20 protein-coding genes and 1 tRNA gene are annotated in these 18,655 nt (G+C 55.3%); 11 read left to right on the forward strand and 10 right to left on the reverse strand.

Features of this window, described 5'->3' with window-relative positions; all coding sequences use genetic code 11:
* The first annotated feature begins 121 nt into the window (after window positions 1–121).
* The gene (locus ACZ5M5_RS20625) at window positions 122–1,966 is read left to right on the forward strand and encodes a sigma-54-dependent Fis family transcriptional regulator (RefSeq protein ID WP_060741470.1); all 1,845 of its coding nucleotides are present in this window, start codon (window positions 122–124) and stop codon (window positions 1,964–1,966) included.
* A 155-nt stretch (window positions 1,967–2,121) separates the two neighbouring features.
* Here the strand turns inward: ACZ5M5_RS20625 and ACZ5M5_RS20630 are convergent, their stop codons facing one another.
* On the reverse strand, window positions 2,122–2,628 hold the full coding sequence (locus ACZ5M5_RS20630) for an anti-virulence regulator CigR family protein (RefSeq protein ID WP_464737905.1): 507 nt from the start codon (window positions 2,626–2,628) through the stop codon (window positions 2,122–2,124).
* 127 nt (window positions 2,629–2,755) lie between these two features.
* Here ACZ5M5_RS20630 and ACZ5M5_RS20635 point away from each other — a divergent pair, with 127 nt between their 5' ends.
* Window positions 2,756–3,967 (forward strand): MFS transporter, encoded by a 1,212-nt coding sequence (locus tag ACZ5M5_RS20635; RefSeq protein ID WP_103309587.1) that lies wholly within the window; start codon window positions 2,756–2,758, stop codon window positions 3,965–3,967.
* A gap of 232 nt (window positions 3,968–4,199) precedes the next feature.
* Window positions 4,200–4,406: a hypothetical protein gene (locus ACZ5M5_RS20640; RefSeq protein WP_060741467.1), complete on the forward strand. Its 207-nt coding sequence runs from the start codon at window positions 4,200–4,202 to the stop codon at window positions 4,404–4,406.
* Between the two features lie 53 nt (window positions 4,407–4,459).
* Here the strand turns inward: ACZ5M5_RS20640 and ACZ5M5_RS20645 are convergent, their stop codons facing one another.
* Both ACZ5M5_RS20645 and ACZ5M5_RS20650 read right to left on the reverse strand, forming a co-directional pair.
* Window positions 4,460–4,768, reverse strand: coding sequence for an AzlD family protein (locus ACZ5M5_RS20645; RefSeq protein ID WP_103309586.1), 309 nt, complete (start codon window positions 4,766–4,768; stop codon window positions 4,460–4,462).
* Window positions 4,765–5,475 carry an AzlC family ABC transporter permease gene (locus ACZ5M5_RS20650; RefSeq protein ID WP_060741465.1) on the reverse strand — a complete coding sequence of 237 codons (711 nt, stop codon included), beginning with the start codon at window positions 5,473–5,475 and terminating at the stop codon, window positions 4,765–4,767. The genes ACZ5M5_RS20645 and ACZ5M5_RS20650 overlap by 4 nt, the downstream gene beginning before the upstream one ends.
* Before the next feature lie 204 nt (window positions 5,476–5,679).
* Between ACZ5M5_RS20650 and ACZ5M5_RS20655 the strand changes: the two genes are divergently transcribed.
* From ACZ5M5_RS20655 to ACZ5M5_RS20665, 3 genes are all read left to right on the forward strand, one after another.
* Entirely contained in the window at window positions 5,680–6,108 is a 429-nt protein-coding gene (locus ACZ5M5_RS20655; protein WP_103309584.1) for an HD domain-containing protein, read from the forward strand.
* Between the two features lie 219 nt (window positions 6,109–6,327).
* Window positions 6,328–6,756: a DUF2628 domain-containing protein gene (locus tag ACZ5M5_RS20660; RefSeq protein WP_060741463.1), complete on the forward strand. Its 429-nt coding sequence runs from the start codon at window positions 6,328–6,330 to the stop codon at window positions 6,754–6,756.
* Between the two features lie 346 nt (window positions 6,757–7,102).
* Window positions 7,103–8,086, forward strand: coding sequence for a hypothetical protein (locus ACZ5M5_RS20665; protein WP_103309582.1), 984 nt, complete (start codon window positions 7,103–7,105; stop codon window positions 8,084–8,086).
* Between the two features lie 97 nt (window positions 8,087–8,183).
* On the opposite strand, the gene ACZ5M5_RS20670 is transcribed toward ACZ5M5_RS20665, so the two are convergent.
* Complete coding sequence (locus ACZ5M5_RS20670) at window positions 8,184–8,633, reverse strand: PACE efflux transporter (protein WP_060741461.1); 450 nt, start codon at window positions 8,631–8,633, stop codon at window positions 8,184–8,186.
* Between the two features lie 106 nt (window positions 8,634–8,739).
* On the opposite strand from ACZ5M5_RS20670, the gene ACZ5M5_RS20675 reads away from it, so the two are divergent.
* Together ACZ5M5_RS20675 and ACZ5M5_RS20680 are read left to right on the forward strand one after the other, a co-directional pair.
* Window positions 8,740–9,624, forward strand: a complete 885-nt coding sequence (locus ACZ5M5_RS20675; protein WP_464737906.1) for a LysR substrate-binding domain-containing protein — start codon at window positions 8,740–8,742, stop codon at window positions 9,622–9,624.
* A 221-nt stretch (window positions 9,625–9,845) separates the two neighbouring features.
* Window positions 9,846–12,173 (forward strand): hypothetical protein, encoded by a 2,328-nt coding sequence (locus ACZ5M5_RS20680; protein ID WP_464737907.1) that lies wholly within the window; start codon window positions 9,846–9,848, stop codon window positions 12,171–12,173.
* A gap of 74 nt (window positions 12,174–12,247) precedes the next feature.
* Here ACZ5M5_RS20680 and ACZ5M5_RS20685 read toward each other — a convergent pair whose 3' ends face one another.
* Complete coding sequence (locus tag ACZ5M5_RS20685; protein WP_060741458.1) at window positions 12,248–12,460, reverse strand: hypothetical protein; 213 nt, start codon at window positions 12,458–12,460, stop codon at window positions 12,248–12,250.
* Window positions 12,461–12,951: 491 nt separating this feature from the next.
* On the opposite strand from ACZ5M5_RS20685, the gene ACZ5M5_RS20690 reads away from it, so the two are divergent.
* Complete coding sequence (locus ACZ5M5_RS20690) at window positions 12,952–14,121, forward strand: hypothetical protein (RefSeq protein WP_146042643.1); 1,170 nt, start codon at window positions 12,952–12,954, stop codon at window positions 14,119–14,121.
* Window positions 14,122–14,238: 117 nt separating this feature from the next.
* Here ACZ5M5_RS20690 and ACZ5M5_RS20695 read toward each other — a convergent pair whose 3' ends face one another.
* From ACZ5M5_RS20695 to ACZ5M5_RS20705, 3 genes are all read right to left on the reverse strand, one after another.
* Window positions 14,239–14,439: a hypothetical protein gene (locus ACZ5M5_RS20695; protein ID WP_103309578.1), complete on the reverse strand. Its 201-nt coding sequence runs from the start codon at window positions 14,437–14,439 to the stop codon at window positions 14,239–14,241.
* A gap of 310 nt (window positions 14,440–14,749) precedes the next feature.
* The gene (locus ACZ5M5_RS20700; protein ID WP_464737908.1) at window positions 14,750–15,622 is read right to left on the reverse strand and encodes a hypothetical protein; all 873 of its coding nucleotides are present in this window, start codon (window positions 15,620–15,622) and stop codon (window positions 14,750–14,752) included.
* Between the two features lie 33 nt (window positions 15,623–15,655).
* Window positions 15,656–16,270, reverse strand: coding sequence for a hypothetical protein (locus ACZ5M5_RS20705; protein ID WP_464737909.1), 615 nt, complete (start codon window positions 16,268–16,270; stop codon window positions 15,656–15,658).
* Window positions 16,271–17,177: 907 nt separating this feature from the next.
* On the opposite strand from ACZ5M5_RS20705, the gene ACZ5M5_RS20710 reads away from it, so the two are divergent.
* The gene (locus ACZ5M5_RS20710; protein WP_060741453.1) at window positions 17,178–17,465 is read left to right on the forward strand and encodes a type II toxin-antitoxin system Phd/YefM family antitoxin; all 288 of its coding nucleotides are present in this window, start codon (window positions 17,178–17,180) and stop codon (window positions 17,463–17,465) included.
* Window positions 17,455–17,772, forward strand: a complete 318-nt coding sequence (locus ACZ5M5_RS20715; protein ID WP_060741452.1) for a type II toxin-antitoxin system RelE family toxin — start codon at window positions 17,455–17,457, stop codon at window positions 17,770–17,772. The genes ACZ5M5_RS20710 and ACZ5M5_RS20715 overlap by 11 nt, the downstream gene beginning before the upstream one ends.
* A 39-nt stretch (window positions 17,773–17,811) precedes the next feature.
* Here the strand turns inward: ACZ5M5_RS20715 and ACZ5M5_RS20720 are convergent, their stop codons facing one another.
* Together ACZ5M5_RS20720 and ACZ5M5_RS20725 are read right to left on the reverse strand one after the other, a co-directional pair.
* The gene (locus ACZ5M5_RS20720) at window positions 17,812–18,456 is read right to left on the reverse strand and encodes a hypothetical protein (protein ID WP_060741451.1); all 645 of its coding nucleotides are present in this window, start codon (window positions 18,454–18,456) and stop codon (window positions 17,812–17,814) included.
* Between the two features lie 82 nt (window positions 18,457–18,538).
* Window positions 18,539–18,615 (reverse strand) — tRNA-Val (locus ACZ5M5_RS20725).
* Window positions 18,616–18,655 lie beyond the last annotated feature (40 nt).

Consider the following 18,655-nt stretch of genomic DNA (forward strand, 5'->3'; position numbering starts at 1 on the left):
GCGAGCAAGCTCGCTCCCACAATGGTCTGTGTTATTACGTGCTATTCAGGCCTGCCCCAGCACAAGGAGTCTGTGCGAGACTTGCCACAACAATAAAAAACAGCACCTGCGAGAGTGCCCCATGGCCGCACCTGCTCCTGCCTTGTCCCACGAGGCCATCATCCAGGCCTCCTGGTCCCGTTGCCGCGCCTTTGGCCTGAATCACCAGAGCGTGCCGGCCTTCGATCAGTTGCCCGCCCAAGGCATCGCCCAACTGCTGGAGAGCCAGCATTCACTGGTGCAGACCACCCATCAGGAAGTCCTGCCGTATTACGAAAACATCCTGAGCAACTCCAACTGCCTGATCATGCTGGCCGACAACCAGGGCCAAGTGCTGACCTCCTGGGGCACCCAGCGCTTCATCGAGCCGAAACTGGCCCATGGCTTCAGCGCCGGGGCAAGCTGGATGGAGCGCTGCACCGGCACCAACGCCATCGGCACCGCGCTGGCCTGCGAACAGGCAGTGCACATCGAGCACGATGAACACTTCCTCAAGGCCAACCGCTTCATGACCGGTTCCGCCGCGCCGATCTTCGATGCCGAGCGCAAGGTCATCGCCGTACTGGACGTCTCCAGCGACAGCTACCTGCCGCCGTCCCACACCCTGGGCATGGTCAAGATGATGAGCCAGACCGTGGAGAACCGGCTGATCCTCAACTTGTTTCGCGGTGAACACTTCCAGCTGACCTTCAACACCGGCTTGAACAACCTCGACAGCCAATGGGCCGGGCTGCTGATCTTCGATGAGAGCGGCCAGGTGCTTTCCGCCAACCGCCGGGCCGACAACCTGTTGGGCCTGAGCCTGTCACGGGTGAGCATTGAAAGCCTGTTCAAGGTTTCGCTGCTGGAGCTGCTGAACCAACCCGACGGCCTGCCGTTTGCCCTGCAAGCGTCTGGCAGCAATCGATTCCAGTGCTTGCTCAGGCGCCCGAGCCAAGTGTCGATCAGGGCCCGGGTCTTCACCGAGGCGACACCTGCGCCAGCCCCCGCCAGCAACGCCATTAGCCTCAATACCCTGCACTTCGGTGACAACCGTGTGGAAAAAGCCGTGCGCCAGGCCGAGCGCTTGCTGGAGAAGGACATTCCGCTGCTGATCCATGGCGAGACCGGCGTCGGCAAGGAAGTGTTCGTCAAAGCCCTGCACCAGGCCAGCTCGCGCTGCAAGCAGCCATTCATCGCCGTCAACTGCGCGGCGATCCCCGCCGAGTTGGTGGAATCGGAACTGTTCGGTTATGAAAAAGGCGCGTTCACCGGCGCCAACCAGAAAGGCAGCATCGGCCTGATCCGCAAGGCCGACCGCGGTACGCTGTTCCTCGACGAAATCGGCGACATGCCCCTGCCGACCCAGGCCCGACTGTTGCGGGTCTTGCAGGAGCGCTGCGTGCAACCGGTGGGCAGCGCCGAGTTGTTCCCGGTAGACATCCGTATCATCTCCGCCACCAACCGCTCGCTGCGCGAACAGGTGCAGCTGGGGCGGTTTCGCGAGGACTTGTACTACCGCATCGGCGGCCTGACCCTGGAACTGCCGCCCCTGCGCGAACGCAGCGACAAGCAGGCGCTGTTCAAACGCCTCTGGGAACACCACCGCGAACCGACCCAATGGGCCGGCCTGAGCCGTGAGGTCCTGGATTTGTTCGAACGCCATCCCTGGCCGGGCAACCTGCGACAGGTCAGCAGCGTGCTGCAAGTGGCCCTGGCGATGGCCGAGGAACAGCCGATCCGCCCGGAGCACCTGCCCGACGACTTTTTTGTCGACCTGGAAATGGAGCCAGTGGAAACACCGGAGCCGCTGACGGTGGACCTCAACGATACCGAAGACTTGAACCGCCAACTGCAGGCCGTGGGCGGAAATATTTCACACCTGGCACGACGCTTGGGCGTCAGCCGCAACACCCTGTACAAACGCCTGCGACAACTTGAAAGCTGATACAAACCCTGTCCCACAAGGGATTTGTGGTGAATACCGAAACTGTGGGAGCGAGCTTGCTCGCGATAGCGTCAATTCAGCCAATGATGAAGTGACTGAAACGACGCCATCGCGAGCAAGCTCGCTCCCACAGGAGGTTCAGTTGAAACACCGGGTCAGTCGAACGCGCCATTGAGCACTTCGTAGATGATGCCGCTGGCGATCGCCACCAGGATCAGGTCCGTGCCGACCTGCTGCCATTCATAACCGTCATAGTGCGGCAACCGCCCCAGCAGCCGGCCATCAAGCTTCTTGGCGATGCCAGGGGGCAACGGCTTGCCTCGGGCCAGGTTTTTCTGGATGCCCGGCGGCAGTGCCGGGCCGGGGCTCCAGTAATCGCGATAGCCGCCAATCACCCCCAGAATGCCGCCACGGTCAATGCTCGGGCCGTTATGCCAATCGCCGCCGCCTTGGTTTCCCTTGCCGCCCTGGTTGCCCTTGTTGCCGGGATTGCCTTGACCGCCCTGGTTGCCCTGCCCGCCTTTACCTCCTTGCCCGTGGCCCTGGCCTTGATCGAATTGAGCATTCCCCTTGCCGTTGCCCGGGTCCGCGACAACAATGCCAGGGCCCACCGCCAGGGCGAAACAGGTTGCTGCGGCAATCAACGAGCGCGATTTGAACATGGCAGTTCTCTCAAAAAAGGGATGTCCCCTGTAAAGATATAGAGACTAACGGTGATATTAGTTCCATATCACGCTGCGCGCCGCTGGCCGACTGGATTACACCCGAATACAGCAATCAAGGAGTTTCATGCGCAAGGATTACCTGGCTTTTTTTACCTCAATGTTCCTCTCTCGGTTGGCCGACCAGATCTTGCTGTTCATCGTCCCGCTGATTGTTTTCCAGACCACCAACAGCGTCGCCTGGGCAGGCCTGGCCTTCTTCGTCGAGTCCTTGCCACGCTATCTGGCGTTCCCGATCTGCGGCGCGCTGTGCGACAAGTTTCCGCCGATTCGCATCCTGCACATCAGCCAGGTCTATCGCGCCGTGGCCTGCGGCGTGGCAGTGCTGCTGTATGGCATCTTCGGCGGCATCTATTGGATCGTGGCGCTCTCGGCCCTCTGCGGCGTATTGACCACCCAGGGCATCATGGCCCGCGAAGTGGTGATGCCGTACATCTTCAAGCACTACACCTACACCAAGACCCTGTCCTACTCGCAAATCGCCGACCAGACCGGCTTGGTACTGGGCCCGCTGATCGCTGCGCTGCTGCTTGAGGTGTGGGCATGGCACTGGGTGGTGCTGGCGATTGCCGGGCTGTTCCTGCTGGCGGACCTGGCCATGGGGTATTGGCAGCGCACCAGTTCGGTCACCCTGGAAACCTTCGAGCAACCTCACGACCTCTGGCTGAATCCGTTGCGCGTTGCCTTCGGCCACATTCGCAACCTGGCGGAACTGAAAAAAATCATCAGCCTGGCGGTGGGCGTCAACCTGATCATCGGCGTCACCCTCGCCACATCGGCGGCCATGGTCATCGGCCACTACAGCGCTGGCAAGGATGATTACGCCGGGTTGCAGGCGGCCGGTGCGCTGGTCACCATCGTCATCCTGTTTATCCTGGCCCGGGTGAGCTTGCCCTTGAAACTGCTGGGTGCCCTCTCCTACACACTGATTACCGTCGGCGCCTTCGTCACCGCCCTCAGCCCGAACACAGGGGGCTACGTCGTCGGCTTCTTGCTGATCGTCGGTTTCGACAAAATGTTCAACGTCTACTTCCGCACCCTGCGCCAGCAAGTCATTCCGCCCCAGGACTTCGGCAAGACCGTCGGCGTCATCACCCTGCTCAACAACCTGTCGCAACCGCTCGCGGGCCTGCTCGTCGCGGTGCTGGCCGCGCCTGCCGGTACGCAGGAGGTGATTCTGCTGCTGGCGGTTGTCACCGCTCTGATCGGCGCCGCAGTGGTCCTGGTGAACAGGCATTCAACACACGGAGCAAGCGTCTACCGCACCGATACCGACTGACCCTGCCGGAGCGTCGGTTTGTATTATCAGTGACTTATTGTTGAGGCATGGTTGAAACGTTGCCAGCGTCGAGGACGTCTGCCCCGCCATTCGTCACCTGTCCAATGGCGGGGCCAACAAGCGGCCCTGTCTGGCTCAGGGTTTGCACTGGCCTGTCTCAGCAGCCAAGAACGACGTAATTCTGACGCGGCGGCAAATTAATCAATGCTTGGTCAGCAAACGGAGATGTACCGTGTCAACTCTCAACGAAATCGCAGCGAACCACGCGAGAATGGCAAAGTTAAAGGAAGAAGAGTCGATGCGGCTGAGTGCGCTTCAGGGGCAGGTGGTGGGGAGTTTTGAAATTCCACCCATCGAGGCGCCGCAGGAGATGTCGCTGCACTTCATGACGGGAGGACAGGATCACTCGTTTGGAGAAGCATCTGCGCTGAGTTTTTGACCTGAGTGTTGTTAGGGCTCCGTCGCCCGCTTGTGTGCGGGCGACTCGGCTGTTCAGAACTGCCTGGCTAAAGCCGCCGCAAGTATGCCGACCGCAATCGCCGGCAACGGTTTTTTCAGGATCAACATGACGACTGCCGTGGTGAGCAACGCCAAGCGTGCGCCGTCATCACCTTTGACCGCCATCGGTGCCAACACTGCCACCAACACCGAGCCAGACATGGCCGTGATGAACTGCTGCACCCGATAGTTGATCGGCACGAACGACATCACGAAAACACCGCCCCAGCGAGTCGCCAATGTCACCACGGCCATGATCGATAAGATGATCAATGTGCCGTAACCCGCGGTTTCGATATTCATTGTTTTTTCTCCATCCACACCGCACCCAGGATCCCACCCGCCAATGCACCGACGACGACATGACTGTTCGCCGGCAAATACCAATAGGCCAACAGCGATGAGCAGGCCGCCACAGTCCAGATGATGAGCATGCGCAGGTTCTTTTTCCCGCCCACGACCATCGCCAACAAGAAACAGCCCATCACCATATCGAGCCCGAAACTGACCGGGTTCTCGATGGCGCTGCCAAAATGAAGCCCCAGCCAACTCCCCAGGATCCAAGTGACCCACAGTGCAATGCCGCCGCCAAATAAAATCCCCAGCCCCGGCTTGCCCTGACTGAACGCCTGCATCGCCATGGCCCAGTTGGCATCCGAGACAACCAGCATCACACCGTAGCGTTTGGCAACGGGCAATTCCCGCAACCACGGGTAAAGCGTCGCGCCCATCAACAAGTGCCGGGCGTTGATAGCGAAGACGGTGATCATCAGCGGAACGACCGGCACTTGCTGCCCCCACAGATCCAACGCGGCAAATTGAGAAGCGCCGGCAAAAACCAGGGTGCTCATGAGCACGGCTGACGTATCACTCAAGCCCGTTTGCGCAGCCGCCAGGCCGAAAGCAACGCCGAACACGATGACAAAAAGAGAGATGGGGATCAGTTGCTTGAAACCGTCGTAAATGTGCTTCAGCTTTAGCTCATGCAAATGGGGTTGATCGCTCGACAAAACATCGCCTCTTCTGGTTATCCACGGTGTAAAAGCTGGGAGTATGAAGCTGAATCTTCATGGCGAGAACTTCTCGGCGGACCTATCCCCATCAACCCGGCGAATCCTATTAGTCGTAAAGCCAGCGACGAGCGCGTACCGTGCCCCATTTCCCGCTTCAAAACGGGCGTCATTCAAATTGCCACCACGTCATAGGTGAATACCATGAGCACCCTTGAAAAAGCGATATCGATTGCCGCGCTGGCCCATGAAGGGCAAGTGGATAAGGGTGGCGCGCCTTACGTTTTGCACCCTCTGAAGGTCATGCTGCGCCTGGCCCATGACGAAGAGCGTATCGTGGCGGTGCTGCACGACGTGGTCGAAGACACCGCGACAACCCTCGCCGACCTGCGCGATGAAGGCTTCAGCGAAGCAATCCTGGGCGCAATCGACGCGCTCACCAAACGCGAAGGCGAGACTTACCAGGCCTTTATCGAGCGGGCTGCTCGCGACCCGATCGCGCGCCGAGTGAAGCTGGCAGACCTTGCGGAAAACAGCGACTTATCCCGCATAAGCGAGCCAAGCCAGAAAGACCTGGATCGGATTGAAAAGTACCGCAAGGCGACTGACTACCTGACGGCCTTGCAAAGGTAGGTGCCATTGAAAAAATAGAGTGAAGCGCGTCACAGACCAAGCGACCGCTCAAGCTGCCAATGCGGAATGTTCCACATCAACGGTCATAAAGCGGCAAAATAAGTGCCCCGGACGACTCGCTCGAATCTTCGACAAAACCAAAGCAACCAATGCTCTAAACCAGAGCACAGGATTTCTTGGAAGAAAGACAACTATTTATGGAAAACAGGAGCCTTGAAAATGAGCACGACTGAACAAGTACAAAGCACTGGCAAATACAGCGCCAAATGGCAGGAACGCTTCGACTTCTTTGACACCTACGGTGCACCAAACGACCCGCGCTACAAGGAAGCCGTCAAGACGCTGCCTGGCGTCAAGAAAAAAATCCTCATCAACGCCAACGTGATTGCGTTTTTCTTCGGCCCTATCTACCTGTTCGTCCTGGGCCTCTGGAAGAAAAACCTGGCCCTGCTGGGTATTTTCCTGGCGATCAATATCGCATTGAGCGTGATTTTCGCACTCATCGGCATGGAGTTTCCCCGTCCTTTGAGTACGGGCCTGAGCATCGCCCTGTCGATGATGTACGCACTCATGGCCAACTACGCGTACTACCTCAAAGAAGTGAAAGGCGAGCAAGGCTGGAACCCGTTCAAAGGCATGCGTCTCTGATTGCAGGCTCGGGTAATCAACAGCCCGCACCTCGTCATGAGTGTGCGGGCTTGTTGTTTCTGAGTCGTCGGAATTTGGTTTTTAATAATAAAAAAAGTATCGCGCCCATGGACTCATAGGTCGCGGGATACTCGGCAGTACGATGACACTCGGAACTTCGGGGTGGCTTGCGAGCCGACACCGTCCCCAAATCCAATCAGGTGTTAAGTAAGCGATACATATCTGTCCGCATTTTAAACACTCGCACTCATACGCTCTTAAAACCTTTGCAAATAATGGCAACCTACAAAAGCCCGACTACCCTGAGCCTGAGCGACGTAAAAAAAACAATGCAAAGGAGCAGCAGATGAAAACAATACTATTGATAATAACTGCATTACTCTTAACTGCTTGCAATGCAAATTGGAACAGCATCTACAGGACTCATGACTTCCAGCTACCTCAAACCGCCCAAGAGAGACAAAAATCCGTATTCATAGACATTAACCAGAGAGCGATCGTAAGCGGTAACGACACCATTTGTGCGGAACCCAGCCCGGATGCAATGCAAGCCTATGCGGCCCAACTCGCTGCCTCCGGCACGCTGAGCGACAGGGCCAAGGCGGAATTAGCGGCCGCGGTACAAACTTCGGCAGCCTACATTGGCGTCAGGTCAAAGAACATTCAGCTCTTCAGAGATGAATTTTATCGACTCTGCGAAGCGCGCATGAACGACACCCTTGATGATGCACAATATAATTTTTTCCTGGCAAGGCTCCAGCGTTACTCGGTGGCATTGGCAGCCGTGGAAGAACTTAACCAGGGAGCCATTGCCCCGGCTGTATACCTATCGTCCTCCGGCAGCGCATCAGTCGCGGGATTAGCGGCCCAGCGGCAAGAATTGACGGCCGTTCAGAGTGAACTGGCGACAGCGAAAAAAGTGATGACCGACACACCTTCTGACGCAGCCAACGCGAAGGTAGCTGAATTAGCTGGAAAAGAAGCAGAGCTCAAAAAGGCCATCGATGAAAACAAAAACAATTCAGTCAGTGGTAAAACGTCGGGGGCAATTGGAACTCCGGCAAACGGTACGTCCCAGATAACGGCTGATGCCACTCAAAAAATCATTACAGCCGTCCTGACAACCAACGACCTCCCCTATATGTGCCTGGAGCGCTTGAACGAATATGCCAAACGAAACATGAATCTGGGCGAAAGTGACTCATGGTCCCAACTCCCCGACGGACGTGTCATTTCCAAAGGCGGACGCCCGCTGAATGAAGCCGAGAGGGTCATCGTTTCATATTGCAAATCCATACTCCAAACAGCGGGGGCCAACGCGCAGTTCTGAGTACTTGAGAAAAAGGGATAGATTGATGCAAGCCCCTCGGGGGCTCTGCTTTGCCCCCGGCTTTTCCAGGTTAGCGTTAATCATCCAAGATAATAAATCAGTCCTGCCCAGTCATGGCATTGGCTGCGGACTGCGCCGAAAGCGGAACATCGAACACTCGATCGAACACCCATTGAAAAACCAGCGCGTAAAAAAAGAAAAACACGAACAACCCCAGGTTGGTCACCAGCGCCAGCCACAGGCTGATGCCCAACCATGCGCCAATCACCGGAGTCAGGATCAACGTCAAGCCGCCTTCGAATCCCAGGGAATGGAGCAGTCGTCGCAGCCAGGTGCGATGGCGGCTGCGCTGGCGACGTTCCCACCACTCGAACAGGCCGTTGAAAAGCATGTTCCAGGCCAGCGCAACGGCAGAAATCACCAGCGACAGCAGGGTTGAATATCCCATCCCTTGTTCGTAGGTCAGCGCGAGCGCCGGGGCCACGAACAACACACCGCCGGCTTCGTAGAGGATGGCCTGGAGGATTTTACGGGGCGTGCCTTGCATCGGTGGGCTCCTGAGCCGGATTGGAAGACCACAGCCTGGCAAGTTGAGCCCCCGCGCACAATTGAGCTAAATTGAGCCACGCTCAACCTGAGTAACCTACCCGCCCATGTTCGCCAAACTGCCCCTCACCGCCTTGCGCGGCTTCGAGTCCGCCGCACGGCTGGGCAGCTTCAAGGCCGCGGCTCAGGAACTGAACGTCAGCCCGGCGGCGATCTCCCACCAAGTCAAAAGCCTTGAAGCCTTCCTTGGCGTGCGCCTGTTCGATCGCTCCAGCCAAAACGTGCGCCTGAGCGCCGACGGCGAGCGCCTTCACCCTTACATGCACCGCGCCCTGCTCGATATCCAGCAAGGCCTACAGATACTGTCGCCAACGTGTGCCGCGCAGTCCCTGGTGGTGAGCACAACGCCAGCGTTCGCCAGCCTGTGGCTGATACCTCGGCTCGGGGACTTTCATCGGTTGCACCCGCAGATCGACGTCAGGCTGCACAGCAGCAACGACGTGGTGGACCTGCGACGAGACGCCAGCATCGACCTGGCGATCCGCGCCCTGTTCAGGCCGGACCCACAGCTGTTCGAACAGCCTTTATTGGATGAACACTTTGGCGTTTATTGTCGACCCGGTTGGCAACCACCCGCGGCGGGCTCGCCCGTCGAACTGATCGACGTGCCGTGGCTGAGCAGCGCAAACATCGCAGTCGACTGGCCTGCATGGTGCGCCAAGGCCGGCACCCTGGGTTGGCTGGAGAACGCCCGCTTGCGGCGTTATGACGAGGAACAGCATGCACTGCAGGCAGCGATCGCCGGGCACGGGCTGGTGCTCGCCAGCAACGTGCTGGTTGCTGAGGCTGTTGCGCGTGGTGAGCTGGTTGATTATCGCCCGGAGGTTCGCTTGGCGGGTGCGCGGTATACCGTGGTGTGCGTGCCGGGACGGGAGCGGCAAGTGGAGGTGCGGGCTTTTAGTGAGTGGTTGCTGGGGCGGAGTATTGGTTGAATCAGGTGTTCTTGACTTCACCCGCAGCAACCACATCCAACTGACCGCTTGTCGCTTCTGTCATACCTGACAGTTATCACTCGAACATATCACAGGCTACATAGGCAGTTACTTACTCAACTCGCCTGCTGAAAACTGACTGCATAAAATCTGGTGCACCCCCGCATTCAATTTCATTCCTAAGGTAGTACCTCGGTACTTATTACGTAGGAAATAGAACCATGAACTTTCAACTTGAAGAATTACCTGATAACTCAATTACCGAAGCCAAACTCGTGCGCTACCTGTCTGCACGCATCGGCGCGTTGTTTAGTTCGGTCTCCGAAATGCTGGAAGATGTCGAGCTGAATGACTCGGCGATATCGGTAGGAGACACGCTTCTAGCGCAAGGCTTCCAGTATGAAGTCATGGCAGAAACGGCCGAACCTCATCTGGTGACTGCCGGAGGCCTGAAACTTCGCGTACTTGCCGACGCCTCGGAGCGAATGTCATTGGCGGCATTCGGCGCAGACCCCTTGGGCAACGAAGATAGCGTGCCCGCTTTGCAGAAAGCAGCAAGGGCGGCCAACGAGGCGCAAGCGACGCTGGTTGCAAGGGGTCGGTTCAAACTCCTCGGTAACGGCCTCGTTGAACTCACCACCGATTGCGATTTTTCTGGCGCCGTATTCGACTGTTCGGCTTGGTCCGGGCGCTTTGTCTTTGGCAGAAAAAACAGCGCAGAGACCTACGGGCCAGATTCAGCCGTCGTCAGGCTCTTGATGAGTTCTCAGGATCTCGACGTAGGCTCGTCACGATTCTCGGGCTGGTTCGGCCGTCCGGAAGTCAGCGACAGCTTCGTCATCATCTACACCGAGCAGGATTTTTACACCTACCGCTCGGAGACAAAAAAACGGATCGAGCTAAACAGAGTCTACAAAGATGGCGTTGTGTCCTCGCCGCTAAGGTACTCCCTGGCCGGCGTTAACGTATCCTCGGTGAAAGTGTTTCGAATGGAAGATCGACGACGCACGGTCAAGGGATTAACGCTGGACATTCGCAACAATGCTGAATCAAACGAATACGTACGTGTCAGCACCAGCTTGCTCGATCTGGATGTGCGCTTCATCCAGGATGAAAATATCTATACGCCACGCAACCCAACCTATGTTTATTTTGCTGAATGCTGTCAGGTGAGGGCTCGCACTGAGATGCAGTGGGCGATCCGGAACGAAAGTTTCAACTATGCCTACAACTTCCAACTCAATACCTGCTACGACATTGAAATAACGCCCCATGCCGACGGTGAAGGATGGGGCGCGACCGGTAACAATCTTTGCCAACGGGTCACCCTGCGGGACGGCGTGCTCAGCCGTGTGGATTTCCATCAGCCATTCATGGAATGGTTGCGATTGCGCAATATGGTGGTCGGACATAGCGGGATTCTTGTGACGGCGCTCGGCACTTTAGACCTCGATACGGTGACCTTCCATGCCCGTAATATGGCAAGTCGCAGCGACGGTTTTGTGAAAGGGAGAGGTGACACGGGAGGGTTCTGCGATGGCGACCTCCTGATGCGTAACATCACGATCATCAGCAATAAAGGTGTCGGCGATCTGGAGCTTTTTCTGCATTCACAAAGCTCTGGCACGGCAAAACCCGCCGGGCCCCCAATCGAGTATCGATTTTGGCGCAGGATCGTTGTCGATGGCCTTGACTATCGATCTCAATTGAATGTGCCGCAACGGCTCTGGGTCAGGCCCGGTAAAATTCAATTCGCCGACGCATCCATTGCAGTATGCGAGGAACTCACCGTCCACAATGCCCATGGCTCCGGCCTGAATGTGGAGGTAAATCTCGATGACAGGCTCCCCTCAAAAGAAAGCCTATTCGCACTCAAACTCGACCTGGAAAACATGGTGGGTGAGACCATTGCTACACAGGGCAATAACGCGAACTTTCGAGTGCTGGCCTCCATAAGAAACTGTCGTGGTTTTGGTCAGGAAGACGGGATTGCCTTCAAGCCTCAAGCGCCAGGCGAATACACGATGACAGGCGGTTGCGTCTCAAGGATCGACTGCTTGGGCACTCGACCTCCCATTGCGCCGGTCCTGCTCCAAGCGTATGGCACCGTGATCGTTGATACCCATGATGATCGAGACTTGGTCACTGCCAGCCAGAATGGCGATATCCGTTTATTAGACTGCACATTCAGGGTGCCAGTGCTGGACAGGCTGGCCACACTACTGGGCGCCCTGCTGGAACGCCCAAAGTTCTTCGTCAATGGCGCCCGAAAACGCTGGCCTCTCGGCGAAGACTTGCATGGAAAGCCAGGAAACCTGGAACTACCTCATTCCCCACGTGAAGGGCAAAAAGTCAGATTGGTCATGGGATATACCAGTAACTCGACTGCAGCCGAAGTGGAGTTGCTGATACCCGCCGTAGGAGGGCGTACGGTCTTTGCCGGCTTTCATGAGGACGATGAACCGGGCTTGGGTATTTTGCACCGCACCGCAGAGACCACGCTCGCGGTATCGGGCCCTGTCTGGTTCAGGTATCTGCGTCTCGGATGACAGGACGCTCGGCGCTGCATGGCGCCTGAGCAGTTCTCCGGAAAGTAGATGGCAGACCACAATTTCGGGTTCATCTAAGAAAGAGGCGGATCCGCCGCGAAATCCGTAGGGATATTGAGGAAGGAATGCCAAGCATCTACAGCGTCATGATGCCGCTGGGCAGCATCCTCCCAAAAAGGACCGGATACCTCTTTCGCAGAAACCAGCATCATCATTTTTATCGTCGCGGCATCCAACTCTTTGAGAAGCTCATGGGATGTGGCCCTGAATTCTTCGAACGACGTCATTCCATTTACCTCGGGCGGTGCTCACCGCTATTGAGGAATACACATTCCTCGATGAATGGAGTCCCCCGGGCGGCAGTAATTCCAAAGGGTCGGACCGCCGGTAAATTCATTACGAGGCGATGCTCACCGCCTGCTGGGGTCTGTCCCTCGATTTGCGCTATTTATTGGGCAGGAACCGGTCAATGATCATCGAGACTGCCTGCAGCGAAGAGATCAGGGCTGTGTCTATGCAAAATGGAACTTCATCCAACGGTTCATAATGAAACTAGAGCAGCCACAGGCAACAGACCAAACACTCCAGACGTTCAGACAGGGCTCACTTGAAACTTGGAACAGACCCTGCCCCCCTACAAATTCCCAAGTCTGCGCTTTTTGATATTCATCTGTTCGCAACGCGTGCTCAAGCCCTTCCCGATAATCGCATTGCGATTTGACGATTACATTTTCTCGACTATATTAAAATGCAAAATTAAATTTCGGAATGAAATCCGATGAACTATCTTAATAGCTACGACCCCAGTGAAATACTAAACAGCACAATATTATCACTTGCACCAAACAACATTATCGTGCAAGAGCGCAATAGCGTATTTTTTGGCGGACCTAAAGCCAACAATCCGTCTCCAGCCATCCATAGTGGCGGCTATCCGTTTACCCCGCTCGGTCAATTAGGTGGGTTCTACCTGAGTTCTTCTCGCCAAGAGAGCGTGGCAATCCATCAGCTCCAAAACAGGCACTGCATTCCCTATAACCCTCACGCACAATACGCCACTTGGCGTACCGATCAATTAGTTCTCCTCGACACAGATGATGTTCAACAAATAAAAAAAGCCTTGAACGCCGATGCTTACTTCACCTCGGGCAGCTCTATTCAGCCAAATTTCAACTTCTCCAATCCCGTATCAAAGAATGCCAGCGATTACTTCTGTAAAAATTTCCACCTACTCGGCCCTAACGACCCAAATATAAAACTGTGTTTATCTGACTTATCTAAAGATCCAGTCGCGTATTCCGAGGTTTGCGGCTGGTTAAAATTCCGCAGGAACGACGTAAAATCCGGCAATAGACTTAATAACCATTATGTAAACCTAAGAGATTCAAATGCCAAACACTACGCATCGGAGAACAGAGGAGAGTATGGCGCAGCCAAACTAATGGTAACCGTCATGGGTACTAACTATCAGTTGAAAATAGGTAAAGCCTCATCAGGGCGAACCAATGGAATAGACCAGATATGGGTCAAGCGAAATTTGCAGACCGGCGCGGTCGAGGAGTACCTCATAGTTGAATGCAAAGGCAGTGTGGACGCCCATCTCGGCGATGCCAGTTATGGCCGACAGATGTCTACACGCTGGGTCTTTTATTGCTTGCTCGGCCTACTTGGAACCAACGGAAACCTGGCAAGCACATCGACTTCGGATGTATATGCAAAGAAAGAGTTGGTTAATAAAATCTTGCTTGCGCTGATTAATCCAGGAATTCCAGTGCGGGGCATGATTGTTCAACCCATGAGAAAGTCCAAGACTGACCCGGACTCCATAGATGTCTATGAGCTTGGAACCTATAGTTTAATCAATGAATTTAACGTTGCTTGGCAAGCGTGTTATGGGACGTCATCCAGTGGCCCCACCAAGCAGGTTGTCACTGGATTCAGGCTTTGATTTCTATCGTCATGGAAAATTGGGGCATGGGCTGGATCAAGTAGGCTTGTTAGCGTTCTTCGCGCTACGGCGCGCCTAAAAGCACCTTCCAGGCATTACCTGTTGCCCCCTTTCCTCTCAATGAAGAACCCTGCGGCTCTCTCCAATCCTGATCCTGTCGAGCGCTCTGTTTAAAGCATCCAAAGCATCGAGCAGGGCCTTCGCTTCTGCTTCCCGACCATCACCCCAGAGGCGTTCAGCCATTTTGTTCAGTGCTTGGATAGAGCGCTCGATTTCAGCTGCAGTCGCTGCTTTGCTTTCCTGAGGTTTCTTTGGCATTGATTAACCCTTCTTCGGGACGTTGCTTCATCAGCTTCGACGCGATTACATCACACGCCAGAACGTGAAACCGGGAACAAACCATGATTTGAATTCACCTGTAATTAATCCGCCGCATGATCGTGGCTTGTCCCTTCTTCCCGGCGAAATCAGCCCTTACACATCCGCCTATGGACAGGTAACAGCCTTTCGAGACTGCTTCTTGGTCCACAGAAGACGACCATTGATTCTCCCATCAGACCACGACTCGGTAACCAGAGCGCAATTGCCGCTCAGGTTCTCGACAAACGTCCTTGGATAACCTTCAGGCTCATCTCCCCCCAGACGCATCCAGTTTGGATCTGGCGAGGTCACTGATTGATAAGGCATGCAGGCTGCCAGTGTGACCAGCGAGAATGCCAAAATCACTTTTTTCATATAAGTTCCGACCAATTTGGCGAGTGTCCGGGCAAAAACGCGGAGTATAAATTGACTGGATGCTTTCCCAGCGCGAGCCACGAAGAGGACTTGCTGCAAGTGCCGCTATACAACCCACCTCAATCGACGGAAACCAGAAAGCTGGGGACAGACCGCGATTTGAGTTCACGTGTAATCGGACCGTCTCATAGTCGTGGTCTGCCCGCGCTTCCCTTGCATCCACAGCCCGCAAGACCATTGCCGCGAGTGACGATGAGGGGATGGGGAAAGCCTTCGATTTGAACTCATGATCCAACCCACTGTAACGCCACCCTAGCGATGCTCGCTCCCTGCTGGCTCGGCCAGTGAAGAAGGCACGGAAACGGCGCAAAGGGTTTAAATTGGACCAGGCCATATCCAAGCGTGCCTGCACCATCTCATTTTTCGCCTGGACGATCTGCCCTGCCAAACTTAGCGCCCTCCTCTTGAACTCCCTGTGAAGCGCCTGCTCCTCGGTCTCGTTTCCCAGTGGCTTAACCTTCATCTCGGAAAATGTGAAAAGCGTTTTATCGCTGAGCACACAAAACGTGCCGCGACATTTTTGTATATTGCCCTGAAAGATAAAATCGACCGAACAGAACGCATGTTCGTCCATGTCTATGTAGTACAGCGGCTCACCCAGGAGATTTCGAACTTTTCCGTCCTGGTGAATCCGACCCAAGGGTGCCCCATCGCTGCCATTGCCTTTGAAGACCAGATAGCGGCCGTTCGTGTAGTTGTACGGCATTAACGCTCCCAGTTGCCCATTCGCTTCGTGTTATCACTTGAAAAGCACATTGCACCGGGTACACCACCCTTCAGCTGCGCTCCGGTTCATTGGAAAACGGAGGGGAGGATGACTTGTATCGGCAACCGTCAAAACCAGTGAGAATTTTATGAATCTACGCCGAAGCTCGTCGACTGGAACACTCATGCCTGCCCCATCGACTACTTGCATAACCCCGCCCGACACCCGGCTGTCAATCCGTAGCCACTCAAACTGCCAGCCTGTTACCCACGTGAAGTCTCGAATTTGATAGTCGCCGGTGACGCTTTGGCATTGAGCGAGTTTCTTGTTGGAAAGGTCAAAGACAAAAAACAGGGGGCTTGGATAGCCGAGCAGCTGAGTATCGTCAAGGCTCAGACCTTCTTTCAGGTTGATGGATGCGACAAGTGCTTTTGCTCGTCTCTTGCGCCATATCAAGTACCCTATGGCGAGGCAAAAAATAGAACAGGAAGCCACGAAGAGCTGACGTCCTTCGACTGTAAACTGATCGGGCCAAAACCGTACCACGCCCCACAAGAGTCCTATCGTCGCAAGCCCCGATACCCAAGCGGCGGGGATCACTATACTGTTAGCGAGATTTGCTCCGAGCGTCCTCGAACAGCTTTTCATAACTGCATCCTTATAGAAGAGCTCGCAGGTTATCACTCACAGAGCGCTAACTTATAAGACTTGGCCCGCAATGCGTAGGTACGAGCCTTGAGCAGGGCTTCGCTTGCTTGGTTGCGCTGGGAACCTCACCGTTGGCCGGCTAACCTCTTCAGTCGTCCAGAGCCATCATCGACGTATGCAAATACGCCCAGAAACGCGGCGAGCTCACAGGCGAGCTGTTTCTGTTGATTGACTTTTTTTCCGACGACACGGCGAGCGATTAACAAGCGCCCGTTTTCATACTCGATGTAATTGCTGTAGGACGAGCGAAAAACAGCAACGTGGCCGTCGGGCTTGAGCACTATTCGCAGCGGTGTACGTTTCGTTAGCCGATACCATCCGAGGAAAGCAACGAATCTTCTTGTGAAAACCCGGCGAGGTCTTTCATATGGCTGGATATTACCGAGCCCGTCAAGAAGCGCGGACAAGAAATCGAGCAACCGTGCGGATACGGTAATCGGCGGTTTCGAAAAGGACGTCCAGAGGCGCTTCGGTGTCGATGAGCAGGGTTGCTGGGATGCAGTCGATGCCGGTGATGAGAAAACGGGTACGACAGGTTCAACCAGGCAGGTTGGGATAAGGGGGAACCCAGCAGTTAAAAGCTGCAGGGCGAGTTGGCTTTTAGCCTTGACTTGAGACCGGCTAATGGGTGTCCCATTTTTTCTTCAGGCGCCCTTTATCTGGGGAAGGAAGAAACAGGTTTCGAAGAAATGGCCGTGGCCCTGCCGCCATCCTAAGACGAAACAGGCCGGCACCAGGCTCACGCTTTCAGTGCATTGAACGGACTTGAGCGTGAAATCCGGATCCAGAGCGCTTGCCACCCCAAAATAAAAAGACCAAAATAAAGGCCTATATAGGAGTCTTATTTATGCAAAATATTCTGGCTGACGTGGCTGTCAGCGTATCTGAACTGAAGAAGAATCCGTCTTCAGTCTTGAGCAACGCCAACGGGTTGCCCGTGGCCGTGCTGAACCACAACCGGGTCATGGGTTACATGGTCCCTGCCAACGTCTACGAGGCGATGGTTGAGCGCTTGGATGAACTGGAACTGGTTCATTTGGTCAAGTCACGACTCGACGCCAACGAGACACCTGTTCGAGTATCTCTCGACGATCTCATTGGCGAGGCCGAGGCAGATATCGCCAATGGCCGTTGAGTACGAAGTCGAGTGGGATCCGAAGGCGCTGAAAGAACTGCGAAAGCTCGACGGCACCATCCGCCTCCAGTTCTTGCGAAAGCTCCAGGAACGGCAGGCCGGGCCACGAGTGCCAGGCGATGCACTTCACGGCATGAAGGATTGCTACAAGATCAAATTGCGCGGCGCCGGCTACCGACTTGTGTACCGCGTTGAGGATGAACGGATTGTCATCTTGGTGCTGGCCGTCGGCAAGCGGGAACGAAGCAGCGTCTACGATTCGGCCAAGAATCGGGATTCCTCAGGGACAGACCACGATTTGAAATAACTTACTTGGCTCTCACAATCATGGCCGGCCCTGGTTTTCTTAGTTTTTACAGGCCACCTGCGGAGGCGCAGCAGGCGTCAACTTTTGGGGAATCACAATCGAAGTACCAGGCAAAGTGGTAACTTCGAGAACCGCCAACATGCAAATAAGCGCTTGCTCGCCATCTTTGCTTGGCCTGCTATCCACCCCCACCACAGCTTCGTAGTCTTTTCCTGGTTCCAGCTTGTAAACGAGCGCATGACCATCACAGGACCGGTAAGAGCTGCCACTGCCCGCGATAGTCGCGCCCCGGGTTGCAATTTGGAATGGCAGATCCGTTCTGACGCGATACTCGGTTACGACCTCTTTGTAAGCCCCTTCCCCCATCCGAATTGCAGGGGTGTACTGGATAAGACTGGGCCAAACTCTTTTCGGTATGCCGATGCTCGCCGACTTCAGGGGATACTGCGGATAGTTGATGCTCGCCGTACCGTCCTGCCCAAAACGTCCGGCTTCAGCCATCTTATGCCGGGTAGCAGGAGCACAACTGCCGACGATGCTATCTCCATACACATCGGAGTTCGTGATAACGCGAACACGCGCTATCCCTTCCGATTGAGTAGGCTCTTCGTATGGAACTGAAGGTATTCCAGCACAACCAGCAAGTGCTATAGAAAGAAAAGTTACGGAAGTGACAACCCGCATGACCATGTCCTTATGTGCAAGCAAAAAGGGGCTCACCTCTCGGTGAACCCCTTCTAGACCGCCCAGCAGAGCGGATTTTGTTTGGTAGGCGCGATTGGACTCGAACCAACGACCCCCACCATGTCAAGGTGGTGCTCTAACCAACTGAGCTACGTGCCTGCTGTGAGGCGGCATTCTACGGAATTCCAAAGGGGTGTCA

The sequence above is a fragment of the Pseudomonas sp. Van50 genome (assembly GCF_055390755.1).